A 15,695-nucleotide genomic window follows, 5' to 3' on the forward strand; every position below is an offset into this window, starting at 1 on the left:
AGGTGTAGCATCTAAGTCGCGAAGTTTCATAATCGGCTGTTATTTTTGGAAAAAATTATGCTAGCTAAACGTATTATTCCTTGCCTCGACGTAGACAACGGTCGTGTAGTGAAAGGTGTTCAATTCCTTGATATTCGTGATGCAGGTGACCCAGTAGAAGTAGCACGTCGATATAACGAACAAGGTGCTGATGAAATTACCTTCTTAGACATTACCGCAACTTCGAATGGTCGCGACACGACTTATCGTACGGTTGAACGTATGGCTGAAACAGTTTTTGTTCCCTTAACGGTCGGTGGTGGCGTTCGCAAAGTTGAAGACATTCGCCTCTTACTCAATGCTGGCGCGGACAAAGTCAGCATTAACTCAGCAGCGGTGTTTAACCCAGAATTTGTACAAGAAGCATCGCAACGCTTTGGCGCACAGTGTATTGTGGTTGCCATTGATGCAAAAAAAACAGGTGAGAACAAATGGGAAATTTTTACCCATGGCGGCCGTAAACCAACAGGTATTGATGCAATTGAATGGTCAGTGAAGATGGCCGACTTTGGTGCAGGCGAACTGCTGATTACCTCGATGGATGCCGATGGTACTAAAGCAGGTTATGACCTTGAGCTGATGCGTCAAATCAATGACCGCGTGACAATTCCAACCATTGCTTCGGGCGGTGTCGGTAACTTACAACACTTGGCCGATGGTATTTTAAAAGGTGGCGCAGACGCTGTACTGGCTGCTTCTATTTTCCACTTTGGACAACACACCATTCCTGAAGCGAAGAAATACCTTGCAGATCAAGGCATCGAAATGCGTCTATAAACAGACCATAACCGTAAAACCTATGAAAAGAGTGCTTTCGAGTACTCTTTTTATCATTTTAAAGATGAGAAAAAATGTATCACTTAGAACTAATCTTATTTATTTGTGGTCTATTGATCTGTTTTGTTTTCATCCTTTTGATGAAGAAATATGCTGACCGCCCTTTCAGTATGCTGGCTGTACTGTTACTGCTTGGTTTATGCCTGTTTAGCTATATCAGCTTCTGCAAATATCAGTTTAAACACTATTATGAAAAAGCGCTGATTGCACCTGATCAAATTCGGGCTTGTGGTATTTTTACACAATGGTCAGAGGTCACTCATTATCGACGGCACAACATCAGTACTGAAAAAGTGTTTTACTTTCAGAGTGATCGACAAGCTTTTTTATTTAGCAATAGTCCGCGTGCCAGACAAAGCTTCCCTGATCTCAAAACCTTAAACATCAACGAGCATGTTTGCTTTCAGTTTTCCCCTGACTATACCGATGAAATGGATCGCTATATTTTAACGGGCTTTAAAAAGCAGGCGAATTAAATGGCTCAATTATGCTGTACTCAGGCACAGCCAGTGCCTCTATTATGCAGTAGATGTTAAAGCTTAGAATGCTCGCTGGATCTTGATCGCACTTACGCTCACAATTTTTGAGATAAAAAAAGGGAGTCTTGCGACTCCCTATAAACCTAGAATAACTACAACATTGTCTTGTTAAACTGGAAAATGAAAAATGACGTACTAGTGCTCATGAGATGATTTCACCTCATCAACAGCTTTACTATAGAATGTTCAAATGACGAAATATTGACAATACATACCAATATTATTGACAAATCACGACAAAAATACCTATTCCGTTATCCTGCAACCGTTTCAGTCGTCTGCGCTGAGTTCAGTGGAATTGCTTCAGGCGCCTTAACCCATTTTGCAGGGAAGACCTGATTGACCCACTGGGTGAGCTTTTTCGACACCACTTGAGGTAAAGCAATACCCAACGGATTTTGCTCTTGCAAATCCAGCGAGGAAATGACCCGCGTTCCTAAAATATAATCAAACCATGGCTTGGTCACACACCAGTTGGCATCCTGATTAGAGTTCATATGATGATCATAATGCCAAGGAATCTTACGCATTGCCCAGTCTGGCTCTAAGTGCGCACGGCGGTGGATGTAGTAATAATTTCCTGCACTGTACAACACAGACAACGTCATGCCTTTGGAGACAGGATAAAATAATGTCCCAAAAACACCCGCCACGACAGCAAGTGACACGATTTCATTTTTGGTACGCCAGTTGCTCCAACCTTCAACATAACCATGATCATGAAATGTGGTTTTCCGCACTTCTCGGTGATGCTCCCAATGCGATTTCATACTGTCAGGCACGGGGCTATAGCGTGGCTTTCCAGCACGGTGTGTTCCATGCAAGATATATTTATGTGCAACCCACTCAAACGCATTGGCAACCACCAGTCCTGCGACAAAACCCTTCCACATGGCAAATTCCTCCTATATTCAGATTGAATATAGTATGGAAACTATGCTAAATATTGACCCTAGTATTCAAATTCATTGACAAATCACGACAAGAACAATAGAGCCAATAAATGCAACATTTCAAAGACTACACAGGTTCTGTCTACGGTGGACTGGGGCATTTACTCTATGCCTATTGCCAAGCCGTGGGTTACCCAATTTCTGAACAGCTTGAAAAAGCACAGAACTTAGAACGTTTTGATTATGCCCTGTGGTTAGAGTTACTGAATGATCTTGACAGCCATCTGCACATCCCTGCGCTCGGACTCGAGATTGCAAAGTATGTACAGCCCAAACATTTAGGCATTTTGGGCTATATTGCACTGTCCTGCGAAAATTTAGGCGAAGCGCTCACCCGTTATCATGACTTTCACCGCCTCATTTATGATGGCAGTTCACTATATGTTGCAATTGAAGGTGAAAATCTATGCTTTGGTTGGGTGGAGATGCCGATTGAACTCACTACACAACTCAGCAATGAAGTGGCAATGGCGCTGATCATTCAGTTTATGAAACACTTTGTCGCCCATGATGACATCCAGCTCAGCGAGGTTCATTTTACTCATCCTGCACCGAAAAATACGGCACTGTATGAGCAGTACTTTAATTGTAAAGTCCGCTTTTCCCAAAGCCGCCCGATGATGATGATTCCTCTCAGCGAATTATCCATGCCCTTTCAGCAAGGTGATCAAACCCTGCAAAAATTGCTCTTACAGCAAGCTGAAGCCTTACTGGAAAAACTTCCCAACTCTACTCACATCGACCAGCGCTTACAGCATGCGATTTTAACGGGACTACAAAAAAACCAATATCAAATTGAACATATTGCTCGGCAACTAAATTTTTCAGTCCGACAGCTGCAACGTTACTTACAACAACAAGCCACGACCTACCAACAACGGATGCAAGAAGTCCGACGCATCTTGGCGGAGCAATACTTAAGAGATCCACACCTCAGCTTACAGGAAATTGCACTGTTGCTAAGTTACTCTGAACAAAGTGCTTTTCAACGTGCCTTTAAACACTGGACCCAAGTCACACCTCAGCAGTGGCGTATTCAGCATTTTCACTAAAATCTGACCTGTTTAATCCACGTTATCAGGATGTCATGCTTTTTTTGTTAAATTGATTGAAAAACGAGTATTTTCTCGTTAGATATAAAGTTCTATGCGAATAAAACATCAATAACTACAAAAAGCGCATTATGAATAAATATCTTGCTGAATTCATCGGAACGTTTTGGTTGGTCTTCGGAGGCTGTGGCAGTGCCATTTTTGCAGCAGCTTTTCCCGAGTTGCGCATCGGCTTTCTTGGCGTTGCACTTGCCTTTGGTTTAACCGTTTTAACGGGTGCCTTTTGCACTTAGACATATCTCTGGCGAGGATTAATTTTTTTTCTCCCCATTAATAACAAAGCCTACAATCTGTAGGGTTTGTTATTGTTCCACATGGAACATAGATAGACTTATGTTATAAAAATGGATTGTCAATTTCATCCGACTGCGGACGTTCAATTTTCTCAGGAAGCTGAGCTTCACTTTCAAGCTGTTGCACAATGGCATTCAGATACGCCTGCAATGCTTTGGCCGCAGCTAGGCCAGCTTGGTCTTTGGTGAGTTGTAAATTGCCATAAATACTGACGCAGTCTGTGTCATTTTCAAGGGTCAAATCATGAATGGAATGAGACTCGTTGCCTTGTACAAAAGGTTTAAACATTTTATTTTTACTCGTATTTATTTTTCAGGCATTGGGCACTGCAGTCGAATGTCTATACATACAACTGCCTAGAACTTTAACGTAACAGCTGCAAAATATATTGCAATAAGGCGTCGACTAATTGTTTCACAATCACATCTTGATCCGCCGCATCAATACCCGTGCCCTTTGTGACGGTGCTACCACTACTCGACTGAGTAGAGCCCGATTTAAAGTTTTTTTGTAAGGCTTTGAGCTGCTCGGATGAAACCTCTTCTGCACACTGACTTTCCGCATCCCAATGTGAATACTGAATTGCAGTATTGGCTTTTACCGCCGTTGCTGTCAACGGTAGTTTATAGGTATTACGTTTTTGCTCTTCTGTCAGTTGCGGAAATAAATTCACACCCAACTGCTCTTCCAAATAGCAGACACTGACAATTCTTACCTGCTGTGAATTATCATTCGGTGCGTAATAAGCGCCTATTGCACCCGTTTTTGGCATATAGACCGCTTTGTAAACCGCACTCGGAACAATCACTCCCTGACCAATGGTCTTGAGTTTTTTGCCCTGAAATACTGGCCCAGTCACCACAAAAACATCCAGCTTTTGCTTGGTCACAAGCGCCCGTGTGGCTTCTTCCAATTCACGCCACACTTGCTGATTATTTTTAGGGGCCTGTGGCACCATGTTGGCCAAAGAAAAACTGTCGAATTGTGCGGCTTTGTTGGGCATATCCGCATTCGGCGCCATATGTCCACGGTCATAGCCTGAACCACGGTAGTCCGACAATGTCGCTCGATGTTCGCTTGCAACATTATTTTCTTCGTGAAAACTATCTTCACGTGGAATTTTTTGGCTCAGGCGCTTTGGAGTCAGGGCCTCTGCAACCCAGAGAGGTGTTTTCGAAACGCCCGAATACATCACATTAAAACCGTTAAAGCACAGTGCATAGCTGTGTTTACTTAAACTTTCTTTGAGTAAATAAGGCGGAATTTCCCGATAAAATTGTTCTAAACAGGCGGAATTTGAGCTTGGGCTTAAAGACACGTATTGCTGAATTTTTTCTTGACCAAAGGCTATCGCAAAACTTCCCGTTGCCACCAATCCTAAAATCACTCTCAGGCCATTTTGATTAAACATGTTAAAGACTGACTTACCTGAACTGCTTTTCTTCTTCGCCATAACAACTACAATAAAGATCGGTTTTTCACGAGCTTAACAATCAGCGTATACGAAGTATATCGCTCGAGTTCTATTCGCATAACAATTAAACAAAACGCCATATTTAGATGATTTTGCATGTAACAAAATGTCTTTTTTGTAGAGTTTTTCTACGGCAACGTGATGCGATTGCGTATCTTTGATTGCTGTCGCTTCAAAAAATATGCCAAGGTAAAAATGAATCGAACGAAATAATACATGCAATTTACGGAGTTCTTATGCATTCTAAGATTTTAGCTTCTCTTGGTTTAATCGGCACAGTGATAAGTGCTTCAGCCTTCGCCGAGCCACCTATCCAGCCAGGTGACACCTTAGAAAGTCTCTCTCAAGCCAAAGTCACGACTACTGTTAATGGTCAACCAGGTTCTATTCAAGAACTCGTAAGCTCAGGGCAAATTAAATTACTTGATCCAAATGCTGCACCTATCAGTCCAGCGGACCGAGGTGCACCCAATGACCAAGCAGTGATGCCAACCGCACCACAGAGTGAAGCACCTGTTCAACAGGCCGCACCTGATACCACAGTGCAACAACAAGTCGCTGCGACTCCAACAGAGCAACATCCACTGGCACCGAATGCAGAACTCTCAGCACAACAAGCTGAAGCGGCATTAAATGATGCTGTCGCACCCACGGTAAATACAGACATGAATGCTGCCCCAGCTGCTGCACCGCCATTAGATTCATCAGCAGAGGCACCTGTCAATGCGGTTAAGCCTGATTCACTGCCATCACCAGATGCCCCTGCTCAAGCGATGCCTGAAGCACCTGCAAATGATCCAATGAACTAAGACTTCAACTGATTTATCCTCCAAAAAACCAGCATATATGCTGGTTTTTTATTGAAGTTTAAATCTGGATCTGACTACCCAGCTCAACCACGCGATTGGTTGGAATTTGATAAAAATCACTCACAGGACTGGTATTCCGTTGCATTGAGATAAAGAGCTTTTCACGCCACGGCGCCATACCATCCCCTACAGTACTGATAATCCGTTCACGCGAGATGAAAAAACTAATTTGCATTAGATCATATTCAAAACCAAGTTCAGCATAGGCCATTTCCAATGCTTGCGGAATATTTGGCTGATCTTTAAAACCATAATACAAAGTAATACGATAAAAACGGACATCCAGTTTTTCAACACTACTGCGTTCTTGTGACGAAACAAAAGGAATATCGCGTGTAATAACCGTTACCATGATGTTGCGTTCATGCAGGACTTTGTTGTGCTTAATATTGTGAAGCATTGCGTGTGGCACAATATTTGGTGTACCAGTTAAAAAGACTGCATCACCTGGAACGAACTTAGTTTCACTACCCATACTAATGCTTTTAATAAATAGGTCTATTGGCAATGAATCCTTTTCAAGACGCTTCAACACTAATGCACGACCATCTTTCCATGTCATTAAAATAGTATACAGCACTGCACCAATTAAAATTGGAACCCATCCACCTGATAAAATTTTAAGCGAAGTCGAGGCAACAAAAACTGTATCAAGTAACAAAAATGGCACGGCGAATAATGCAACTTTCCACATTGGCCAACGCCACAACCCATAGGCCAAAATAGAGATTAAAATAGTGCCACACAACATAGTCATGGTGACAGCAACCCCATAAGCACTAGCCAAATTCTCACTATTCTCAAACAATAAAATTAAGATCAGTACAGAGATATACAGCGCCCAATTAATAAATGGCAAATAAATCTGACCGCGCTCTACCTCTGAAGTATGTCGCACTGCCAAACGAGGTAAATAACGTAATTGAATGGCTTGATTAACCATAGAAAATACGCCCGTAATAACCGCCTGAGATGCGATAACTGCTGCTGCTGTCGCCAAACCAATCATTGGAAATAGTGCCCATTCTGGAATAAGCATATAAAAAGGATTCGCGAGTGCATCCGCGTCACGCAATAACAATGCTCCTTGCCCTGCATAATTCAATAACAAACATGGTAATACAATAATAAACCAAGCTAAACGAATCGGAAGACGACCAAAATGTCCCATATCGGCGTAAAGTGCTTCACCGCCCGTCATAGTCAAAATCACGGCACCCATAGTCAGAAAAGCCACATAGGGTTGATTAAAGACAAAACTCAATGCCCAGTAGGGATTAACCATCAATAATACATGAGGGGTCTGAAAAATACTCCACAGCCCTAAAGCACCGATCGCTAAGAACCACAGCAGGGTTAATGGCCCAAAGAATTTCCCCATTGTCCCTGTCCCATGGCGCTGTACCAAAAATAAGCCAGTGATAATTCCTATGGATAAGGGCTCTAACCACTGATTAAAAATAGGCGTAGCAATACTGAGACCTTCTATTGCAGAAAGAACCGAAATTGCAGGAGTAATAATTCCATCACCAAAAAACAGTGATGCACCAATAAACCCCAGAGCAATAAGATAAATTTTCTTGTTATCACTAATTAAGGTGGTTCGCAGATTTAGTGCCAGTAAGGACATAATTCCGCCCTCACCGTTATTGTCTGCTCGCATAATAATCGTAACGTATTTAAAACTCACCGTTAGCATCATGCACCAAAAAATGAGGGACAAAATGCCTAAAACTGACGCTTCTGATATCGCTAGATGGGCTGTTAAAAAACATTGGCGCAGTGCATAAAGTGGACTGGTTCCAATATCTCCAAACACGACCCCAAGGGCGGCTAAGGTGATTGCGGGCAATGCGGCTTTTTTTGCAGTACTTTGCATAGGGTGTCTTCAATTTAGACAGTATTTTTGCGAATCATATCATCACGCTAAAAGTTTTTCTCTAAATCAATTGTTTCACCTTGTCGATGGCTATGTTTTTCGATATTATCCTCCGCCATGGTGAGGTGTCCGAGTGGCTGAAGGAGCACGCCTGGAAAGTGTGTATACGTTTGCGCGTATCGAGGGTTCGAATCCCTCTCTCACCGCCAAAATTTTAAAGACCTTAATCGAAAGATTAAGGTCTTTTTTTATACTGAACATTCTTATTTAGACTTGGTACAAAGTCTGCTTTATAAAAATGACTCTTCACCCAATAGGATAATTTGCACCACAAAGTGAAATATTTATTCAAAAATAAACGCTTGAACCTGATTCAAACTTGAGCTAAAACAATTTCTAAGGGAGGTTAAAATAAATCATCAATGATCATCTAGATGCAATGTTTATGAAGCACAATTCATTTGCGGTATATAACTAGCGAAACACAAAATTGACCAATAAAACTGCTATTCGGGAGTCAGAATGAATAACAGCACCAATTATGTCAAACAAATTAAAAACGCTAAACGAGGCGGTTATACCCCAACCCTTGCAAAGGATGTCAACAAACATAAAATTCAAAAAGCAATTCGTCTGATTGAACAATGGAGAACGCTGGCCAATGAACTCAAACCTCAAATGCAACTCGACATGGCTTTTACATTGGAAGAATGTGCCCAAGACCTCGATCAAATTTTAAGGAGCAAATAAGTTCCATGTTTTCACTTAACCCTATTTAAAAACAGTTTCATCACAGCCACCCAAATTTTATTCTTAGCTTTCACCCACCCCTTGGTGGGTGAAGTTTGCACAAAAAATCTTGCGCATTTCAATCGCTCACTTTTTGGCTTGCGTTTTCAAGAAAATCCGCTATTATTCTCACCACGTTGCCGGCATAGCTCAGTTGGTAGAGCAACTGACTTGTAATCAGTAGGTCCACAGTTCGAATCCGTGTGCCGGCACCATTTTATACTTAGCCTCGCTTTTTAGTGAGGCTTTGTTGTTTCTGGCCGTTTAGTTTTTTATTTCATTTTAAGTGTCTTTCATTGCCGTAATTTGAACATAGCGCACGATGCCCTGTTCAAATAATTTCTGGCAGAGCTTAGCGGTCATTTTAATTTTGAAATGATCCAAATTTTGAGCGGCCTGTTGGACTAAATGTACATGATAATAACGAGAAAAACCCGCCAAAACTGCACCTGATAAATCTTCAATAGCAACCTGCTGATAGCCTTGTGCTTCTATCGAATGCTGCAAATTCGCTTCTAACTGAAGATGTTCCAAATTCACATCGGCTGCTTTTAACAGCATTTTCAGTTGAAGCTTCTCAAAACGGTTTAAATTCAAAAATGCATCACTCAACATCAGATAGTGAAAACCAATCCGCCCTTTTGAATTTAAAACAGAATGGGTTGATCTTAGAAATGAATTTAAATCACTGTGATAAGCGGCATCGAGGCAAAACACCACATCAAAAGGTGCTGAAAATAGCTTTGAATTTAAATTTAAAAATGACGTTTGAATGATGTGTATCTTTGAATTTAAAGTGTGTTGTATACGCTGAACACATTCGGCTTGTAACTCAACCGCACAAAGTTGCTGAACATGGTAATGCTGCTGCCACAGCAATAGACTCGCGCCCTGTCCACAGCCCAAGTCTAAAACACGGTCATTTGATTTTAGCTGTAATCGATCAGCAAGATGCGTTGCCAGTGTTTGGCAAGCCTCAGGATAGGATAACCTTGCATCATCCCAATAGCCAAGATTGCTCCAAGCCAATACAGCGTGATCTCCCAATTGTTTTGCATCAATTGCATATTTATGTTTGGACAGATGTCGCTGTAAGGTTTGGAGCCATTTCATGCTTTAGTAGCCGAGTTGTGGGGCAACCTCAACTTTAGGTTTTAATCCAACAAACGGCAATGGTGCATCGAAAATTTCTGCAATATGCATTGCTGAAGTGACGGCAGACTCTAAAATAGGCAGACCATCGCACGACCATGAACCACAGAAGAAGACTTTTCGGTTTGCACTCTTATGGTGTTGTTGTAACTCTTTATTCAAAGCCACCGTTTGCGAGTCCACCACCGCACGGGTCAAAGTTACAGTTGAAATTACTTTTTTCGGGTCAATCTCGGTCACAGGCTGCCACGTTTGGAACACGGCATTTTTACCAACCAGACTCGGTTCGACTGAATTGAGCCAAACCGTGAACTGTTGACGGGTAAACTTACGGTCCATCATATAGCTCAGCACCGACCAGTCTTTACGCTTAGGCGGCATCACGGAAGGATCAGTATGGATCACCAGCTGACCTTGCTCAAAACGGAACTGCTTTAACAGCGCAATATCATCTGCAAACTGAACAGGATCTAAAAACTCTTCAATTTTTGTGGTTGGCGTTGCCACCACCACACGGTCAAACAGTTGCTGTTCGCCCTTATTATTTTCAACCAAAACCTTGTCACCTTGTTCAGTGACTTTGCTAATAGCCGATCCGCTTTGGATATTGATGTTTTCAATCAATTTATCGACCAAGGCAGGTGTTCCCCCTTGTATACGCAATAAAGCATCGCCATCCGTCAACTGACGTAAAAAGATCAACAGCGGTTTCGCTGGCCATTCGCCAATGGTTTTTGGATTACAGGTACAGATGGTGTAGAGCACAGGCATCACTGCGCCATGCCAAAACACTTCTTCAATGTCATGCTGGTTGATAAATTCAGCCAAGGTAATGTCTTGATCTTTAGATTTGAAGAATTTAGCAATCGCGGTTTTAAGCTGCAACATACCTTTAACCAAGCGCCATCCATACTGCTGCAGGCCTTTACGGTTATTGATAATTGGGAAATTGCCAATGCGACTACGGGTAGTGGTTAGCCATGTTTCTGTACGGTCTTCAAACAACCAACTACATGCCATGTAGGTGCGTACTGGATACGTTTTGATGCCTAAATAAGTCGCAAGACTTAAGGTGTTTTTCCATAAGTGTGGGTTCATGACACGTAACGGAGCATCAATCAGACCACCTTCAAACTCTGTACTGTGGCTATCCATCCCTCGCCCAGTCAGTGCTTCGAAAATAGTAATATTATGCCCAGCATCCTTTAGAATTCTTGCGGTAGCAAGACCGGCCATGCCGCTACCAATAACTGCAATATCCAAAATTATGATCCGTCAGTCTGACTTATATTGACTGAAATTATGACCCAATGTCGAAAAAATAGGGCTATTAAAAAATACCAGAATCACATTTTTTCATGTGCCGCACTGGTAGAACGATATTTGCTTAAATTACATTTCATTACACTAAAAAGCCACTTAAATAAACACAGGTTTTTTATGCATTTTATTTTAAAAAAAAATATAAACCCTTTAAAAACAAAGTATATAAATTAACTATTTTTATAACATCTGTTTTACAAACCAGCGAAAAAGCGCTAATATGCGCCTCGCATAAAAAAGATAATTACATCACATAATAATTCATGACCAACTATGCAAAATAAGAAGACTACAGCGCCTAAAAAATCCCTACCCTTGACCGAGTAGGGATTTCTTCTTTTTAGCGACAAGATTTTAGTCCACCACAGCAACAGGGATTTCACCAAACTTGCCACGATTAAAATCATCAAAAGCTTGCACAATTTCCGCTTTGCTATTCATCACAAATGGACCATAACCTTGAATTGGCTCACTAAGTGGTTCACCGGTCAACACCAAGAATTTAGTGTCTTGCAGCGCTTGTAGTTGAATTGCAGCTTTGCCATCTTGAGCAAACATCACAATGGAACTATCCACCACTTTTTGCGTGCAATTAATCAGCACTTCACCACTGAGCACCACCACAATCGTGTTATGCGTGACGGGCACATGGATAAAAGTTTCATACTCTGCTTTTAATTCACCATCCCAAACATTGACGGGACTATACGTTTGAGCAGGGCCATGATGACCACCAAACTCACCCGCAATCACGCGTATATGTCCAACATTATCATCCATTTCGATGCGCGGGATATCTGCCACGGTCAAGGCTTGATAACGCGGTGTGGTCATTTTGTCTTTGGCTGGCAAATTCACCCAAAGTTGTACCATTTCAAACAGGCCACCATGCTCAGCAAAGGCTGGAGAATGAAACTCTTCATGCACCACACCAGAACCCGCAGTCATCCACTGTACATCACCAGTATTAATGGTACCACCGCCGCCGCTAGAGTCTTTGTGTGTCACTTCACCGCTATAGGCGATGGTGACTGTTTCAAAGCCACGATGCGGGTGTGAACCCACACCACGTTGCGATGTGGTTGGATCAAATTTGTAAGGTGCAGCATAGTCCAAAAGTAGAAACGGACTAATCGCTTGTCCTAAGCGGTCATATAAAAAGAGGTTTTTGACAGGAAAACCATCACCCACCCAATGCATGTCTTGATTACGATAAACACCGATTACTTTTTTCATCTTGGAACTCCTATATCGATAGGATGAATATGCAATCTATACTACCCCTTTCCTCAGCCGTCTTATAGCACTGTGCTAGTACACACAATCACACGAATAGGACAATCTCGTTAAAATTATCTCACCTACATAAAAACCAATTTAAAAACAAAGCCATTCTTTATTTTTATGACATATTTTTGCTCAAATTTTCCTATTTTTAAGATTAAGCATCTCGTTTGGCTTATTTTATTGTCTCATTTTCCTACCTATGATGATGTTCAAGCTCAAGGCCGTAACCTTCTTACTGATTGCCTTGAGACTCGACTGATAATCACAACGAGGACAGAAAAATGGCGAAACCTTATATTCTAGGACTTACGCATTGACGGATTCAAAAAAGTATTAAAATACTTTATAAAGTATCTGTGATCAGACGAATTAAAAATGCTTCTACAGCAACTTGTACACTACCCATTTATATGGGCTTTCTCATGACAGAACCGAACTCTATTAGCTGCACACAACTTGCCGAGACTTATAACATCTCGCATGATAGTGTAAATCGCTTTCTAGAGCGTGAAGACTACACACCTCACGACCTATATCAAGAAGCAATTCAACATATTGATAATAATAAACTTATAGTCAGTATTGATGATACTGTTTTAGATAAACCGTATAGTCAGCATATGGACTTGGTTAGCTATTTTTGGTCAGGCAAACACCACCGATCCGTCAAGGGTATTAATCTCATTACCTTGTATGCGACAGATCAAAATGGTCAAAATATTCCAATTAATTTCCGAATTTATGACAAATCTGAAAGTAAAACCAAGAATGATTACTTTATGGATATGTTAAGTGAAGTACTCAGTTGGGGTGCAAAGATTCAATTTATTACAGGTGATAGTTGGTATTCATCGACTGCAAATCTAAAAACCATAAGAAAATATGGTATTCGATTTATGTTTGGTATCGACTGTAACCGTAAGGTTTCCCCAGAAAAAGGACAATGGTTTCAACTGCGTTTATTGCCGAATTTCCATCAGGGTCAAGTGGTCTGGCTCAAAGATTTTGGCTTTGTACAATTATTTAAGACTCAGTTAAAAGAACAGCAGAGGTTTTATATTGTGCATCAAGATGAAGATGATTTATTGTCCTTTGAGGGTTTTCATGAATTACATTCAAGTCATTGGAAAATAGAACAATATCACCGAGTGATTAAACAGGTTTGTCATATTGAAAAGTTTCAAGTAAGACGATCTAAACTGATTTCGAATCATATTTTTTCAGCCTTGATGGCCTACGTTGAGATACAAAAGAACCAGTTTGAGCGGATCTTTGAAAATGTATATCGTTGGCAGAAGAAGTTATTTAGACCAATGATCAAAAACTTCATTGATGACTTTATTCTCGATAAAAATCATCTGCTACCACAGAGAATCTATAAATAATACTGCGTAAGTCCTATATTCGTTTAGATAAAGATAATGCAGCGGTTCTTTTGGTTGACCACCAAGCGGGTCTCCTTTCACTGGTCCGTGACATTGACCCTGACAAATTTAAAAATAACGTACTCGCACTGGCTGCTGCCGCGAAATATTTTAATCTTCCCACCATTCTGACCACCAGTTTTGAAGAGGGTCCAAACGGTCCTTTGGTCCCTGAATTGGTCGAAATGTTCCCCGATGCACCCTATATTGCACGCCCAGGGCAAATCAATGCATGGGAAAATGAAGACTTTGTTCAAGCCGTAAAAGCCACAGGTAAAAAACAATTGATTATTGCGGGTGTAGTAACTGAAGTCTGTGTGGCCTTCCCTGCACTATCAGCACTAGAAGAAGAGTTTGATGTCTTTGTGATTACCGATGCATCGGGAACCTTTAACCCCATCACCCGTGATGCAGCATGGGATCGCATGTCTCAGGCAGGCGCACAGCTAATGTCATGGTTTGGTGCAGCTTGCGAATTACACCGCGACTGGCGTAATGATATTGAAGGCCTCGGTTCACTCTTTGCAGCGCATATTCCAGACTATAAAAACCTAATTCAAAGCTATAGCAAAAATACAGCGCAGAAATAATTCAACCTGAGCAAAAGCGATCTTCGGATCGCTTTTTTGTCGTGCGCAATCGTTAGCGATGATACAGTATCAGATCATCCATCACAGACTGCCTTCGGTCAAAAATCAATACAGGCTTGAACCCATCATGCATTCATTTGACGACTATTATTATTTTTATCTTGTGGTCAAGCACGGCGGTTTCAGTGCTGCAAGTGATGCCTCGAACATCACTAAGTCTAAGCTTAGTCGCCGCATTTTAGACCTTGAAGCCAAGTACAACGTGACCCTGATTCAGCGTTCAACACGACATTTTAAAGTCACCCCCTTGGGACAAGAGCTGTTTGAAGAATGTCGTCAAATCATTCAGCAAGTCGAAAGTGCACACAATGTTTTACTGAAACAGAAAAGTGAACCGCAAGGTTTAATCAAGATCAGCTGCCCTTCTGTGATGATGCGCTATCAAGTACGAAACTTACTCAATCTTTTTTTAAAACAATATCCCAAAGTCCAAGTGGAAATGGAGCTGACCAGCCGTCGTGTCGATGTCTTGCATGATGACATTGATCTTGCCATTCGGACCAATTTTAGTGCCAATGAAGACTCGAGTATTGTGGTCCGTGATGTGGTCAAAACCACGCATTGTTTGGTGGCCAGTCCTGATCTGCTACAAGGCCGTGAAATTCAATTTGCCACCGAGCTGAATGACTTTCCGACGCTCGCACTGGGGGTACAAAAGTCCGATTATCAATGGATATTGCATCATACCCAGAGTGATGAACAGATCGTGATTCCTTTATAACCACGGGTCAAAAGTAATGATGTCGCAGGTGTGTATTATTCGGCTCTAGATGGACTCGGCATTGCCAGCCTACCTTACTTAACGGTAGAGGCAGATATTGCTTCAGGTCGCCTCATTCACATTTTGCCCGACTGGTGTTCCAATATTGGAACCGTACAGTTGGTCTATGCTTCACGTAAAGGACAACGTTTGGTCATGGAAAAACTGATTGAGCATTTGATTCAGGGTTTAAGAGACTTTGCCAGCACCAGCAAGGGTTATCATCTCTAGAACCGAAAAGAATCCCGCATAAAAAATCAGCCACTTGGGCTGATTTTTTACAGGCATCATGCTCATGACTCAACACAATGCAA

The 15,695-nt window shown here is 41.6% G+C and carries 14 protein-coding genes, 2 tRNA genes and 2 pseudogenes; 11 read left to right on the top strand and 7 right to left on the bottom strand.

Annotated elements, in window-relative coordinates; all coding sequences use genetic code 11:
* Positions 1–57 precede the first annotated feature (57 nt).
* Together hisF and AC4CUX_RS05860 are read left to right on the top strand one after the other, a co-directional pair.
* Positions 58–816 (top strand): imidazole glycerol phosphate synthase subunit HisF, encoded by a 759-nt coding sequence (hisF, locus tag AC4CUX_RS05855; protein WP_010327680.1) that lies wholly within the window; start codon positions 58–60, stop codon positions 814–816.
* 74 nt (positions 817–890) lie between these two features.
* On the top strand, positions 891–1,352 hold the full coding sequence (locus AC4CUX_RS05860) for a hypothetical protein (RefSeq protein WP_234964951.1): 462 nt from the start codon (positions 891–893) through the stop codon (positions 1,350–1,352).
* A 317-nt stretch (positions 1,353–1,669) separates the two neighbouring features.
* Here AC4CUX_RS05860 and AC4CUX_RS05865 read toward each other — a convergent pair whose 3' ends face one another.
* On the bottom strand, positions 1,670–2,308 hold the full coding sequence (locus AC4CUX_RS05865; RefSeq protein WP_183174177.1) for a hypothetical protein: 639 nt from the start codon (positions 2,306–2,308) through the stop codon (positions 1,670–1,672).
* Positions 2,309–2,418: 110 nt separating this feature from the next.
* Here AC4CUX_RS05865 and AC4CUX_RS05870 point away from each other — a divergent pair, with 110 nt between their 5' ends.
* Positions 2,419–3,420 carry an AraC family transcriptional regulator ligand-binding domain-containing protein gene (locus AC4CUX_RS05870; RefSeq protein WP_490792229.1) on the top strand — a complete coding sequence of 334 codons (1,002 nt, stop codon included), beginning with the start codon at positions 2,419–2,421 and terminating at the stop codon, positions 3,418–3,420.
* Positions 3,421–3,551: 131 nt separating this feature from the next.
* A pseudogene (locus AC4CUX_RS05875) lies at positions 3,552–3,726 on the top strand (aquaporin); the annotation flags it as partial.
* 90 nt (positions 3,727–3,816) lie between these two features.
* Here AC4CUX_RS05875 and AC4CUX_RS05880 read toward each other — a convergent pair.
* Both AC4CUX_RS05880 and AC4CUX_RS05885 read right to left on the bottom strand, forming a co-directional pair.
* A complete protein-coding gene (locus AC4CUX_RS05880) occupies positions 3,817–4,062 on the bottom strand; it encodes a hypothetical protein (protein ID WP_490792230.1) in 246 nt (81 codons plus the stop codon).
* Positions 4,063–4,138: 76 nt separating this feature from the next.
* A complete protein-coding gene (locus tag AC4CUX_RS05885) occupies positions 4,139–5,227 on the bottom strand; it encodes a DNA/RNA non-specific endonuclease (RefSeq protein ID WP_490792231.1) in 1,089 nt (362 codons plus the stop codon).
* 257 nt (positions 5,228–5,484) lie between these two features.
* On the opposite strand from AC4CUX_RS05885, the gene AC4CUX_RS05890 reads away from it, so the two are divergent.
* The gene (locus tag AC4CUX_RS05890; RefSeq protein ID WP_490792232.1) at positions 5,485–6,057 is read left to right on the top strand and encodes a hypothetical protein; all 573 of its coding nucleotides are present in this window, start codon (positions 5,485–5,487) and stop codon (positions 6,055–6,057) included.
* A gap of 58 nt (positions 6,058–6,115) precedes the next feature.
* Here the strand turns inward: AC4CUX_RS05890 and AC4CUX_RS05895 are convergent, their stop codons facing one another.
* Positions 6,116–7,996, bottom strand: coding sequence for a potassium transporter Kup (locus AC4CUX_RS05895; protein ID WP_062032068.1), 1,881 nt, complete (start codon positions 7,994–7,996; stop codon positions 6,116–6,118).
* A gap of 119 nt (positions 7,997–8,115) precedes the next feature.
* Between AC4CUX_RS05895 and AC4CUX_RS05900 the strand changes: the two genes are divergently transcribed.
* The 3 genes from AC4CUX_RS05900 (at position 8,116) to AC4CUX_RS05910 (ending at position 9,000) form a co-directional block, all read left to right on the top strand.
* Positions 8,116–8,205 (top strand) — tRNA-Ser (locus AC4CUX_RS05900).
* 313 nt (positions 8,206–8,518) lie between these two features.
* Entirely contained in the window at positions 8,519–8,746 is a 228-nt protein-coding gene (locus AC4CUX_RS05905; protein WP_004691623.1) for a hypothetical protein, read from the top strand.
* Between the two features lie 178 nt (positions 8,747–8,924).
* Positions 8,925–9,000 (top strand) — tRNA-Thr (locus tag AC4CUX_RS05910).
* 67 nt (positions 9,001–9,067) lie between these two features.
* Here the strand turns inward: AC4CUX_RS05910 and AC4CUX_RS05915 are convergent.
* From AC4CUX_RS05915 to AC4CUX_RS05925, 3 genes are all read right to left on the bottom strand, one after another.
* A complete protein-coding gene (locus AC4CUX_RS05915; RefSeq protein WP_279692218.1) occupies positions 9,068–9,898 on the bottom strand; it encodes an SAM-dependent methyltransferase in 831 nt (276 codons plus the stop codon).
* Between the two features lie 3 nt (positions 9,899–9,901).
* Positions 9,902–11,200, bottom strand: a complete 1,299-nt coding sequence (locus AC4CUX_RS05920) for an FAD-dependent oxidoreductase (RefSeq protein WP_279692220.1) — start codon at positions 11,198–11,200, stop codon at positions 9,902–9,904.
* A gap of 414 nt (positions 11,201–11,614) precedes the next feature.
* Positions 11,615–12,496: a pirin family protein gene (locus tag AC4CUX_RS05925; RefSeq protein ID WP_490792233.1), complete on the bottom strand. Its 882-nt coding sequence runs from the start codon at positions 12,494–12,496 to the stop codon at positions 11,615–11,617.
* A gap of 407 nt (positions 12,497–12,903) precedes the next feature.
* Between AC4CUX_RS05925 and AC4CUX_RS05930 the strand changes: the two genes are divergently transcribed.
* The 3 genes and pseudogenes from AC4CUX_RS05930 to AC4CUX_RS05940 all read left to right on the top strand — a co-directional run bounded on the left by AC4CUX_RS05930 (position 12,904) and on the right by AC4CUX_RS05940 (position 15,612).
* Positions 12,904–13,932, top strand: coding sequence for an IS701 family transposase (locus tag AC4CUX_RS05930; RefSeq protein WP_176536921.1), 1,029 nt, complete (start codon positions 12,904–12,906; stop codon positions 13,930–13,932).
* A gap of 2 nt (positions 13,933–13,934) precedes the next feature.
* The gene (ycaC, locus tag AC4CUX_RS05935; protein WP_490792619.1) at positions 13,935–14,561 is read left to right on the top strand and encodes an isochorismate family cysteine hydrolase YcaC; all 627 of its coding nucleotides are present in this window, start codon (positions 13,935–13,937) and stop codon (positions 14,559–14,561) included.
* A gap of 127 nt (positions 14,562–14,688) precedes the next feature.
* Positions 14,689–15,612, top strand: a pseudogene (locus AC4CUX_RS05940) (LysR substrate-binding domain-containing protein).
* Positions 15,613–15,695: the final 83 nt, after the last annotated feature.

The organism is Acinetobacter sp. 231_lipA, from assembly GCF_058243005.1.

Bases quoted from the DNA above. Each gene is read 5' to 3' on its own strand.
- AC4CUX_RS05865 (WP_183174177.1), bottom strand. From the start codon at position 2,308: ATGTGGAAGGGTTTTGTCGCAGGACTGGTGGTTGCCAATGCGTTTGAG.
- hisF (WP_010327680.1), top strand. From the start codon at position 58: ATGCTAGCTAAACGTATTATTCCTTGCCTCGACGTAGACAACGGTCGT.
- AC4CUX_RS05895 (WP_062032068.1), bottom strand. From the start codon at position 7,996: ATGCAAAGTACTGCAAAAAAAGCCGCATTGCCCGCAATCACCTTAGCC.
- AC4CUX_RS05925 (WP_490792233.1), bottom strand. From the start codon at position 12,496: ATGAAAAAAGTAATCGGTGTTTATCGTAATCAAGACATGCATTGGGTG.
- AC4CUX_RS05890 (WP_490792232.1), top strand. From the start codon at position 5,485: ATGCATTCTAAGATTTTAGCTTCTCTTGGTTTAATCGGCACAGTGATA.
- AC4CUX_RS05880 (WP_490792230.1), bottom strand. From the start codon at position 4,062: ATGTTTAAACCTTTTGTACAAGGCAACGAGTCTCATTCCATTCATGAT.
- AC4CUX_RS05905 (WP_004691623.1), top strand. From the start codon at position 8,519: ATGAATAACAGCACCAATTATGTCAAACAAATTAAAAACGCTAAACGA.
- AC4CUX_RS05885 (WP_490792231.1), bottom strand. From the start codon at position 5,227: ATGGCGAAGAAGAAAAGCAGTTCAGGTAAGTCAGTCTTTAACATGTTT.
- AC4CUX_RS05915 (WP_279692218.1), bottom strand. From the start codon at position 9,898: ATGAAATGGCTCCAAACCTTACAGCGACATCTGTCCAAACATAAATAT.
- AC4CUX_RS05860 (WP_234964951.1), top strand. From the start codon at position 891: ATGTATCACTTAGAACTAATCTTATTTATTTGTGGTCTATTGATCTGT.
- AC4CUX_RS05870 (WP_490792229.1), top strand. From the start codon at position 2,419: ATGCAACATTTCAAAGACTACACAGGTTCTGTCTACGGTGGACTGGGG.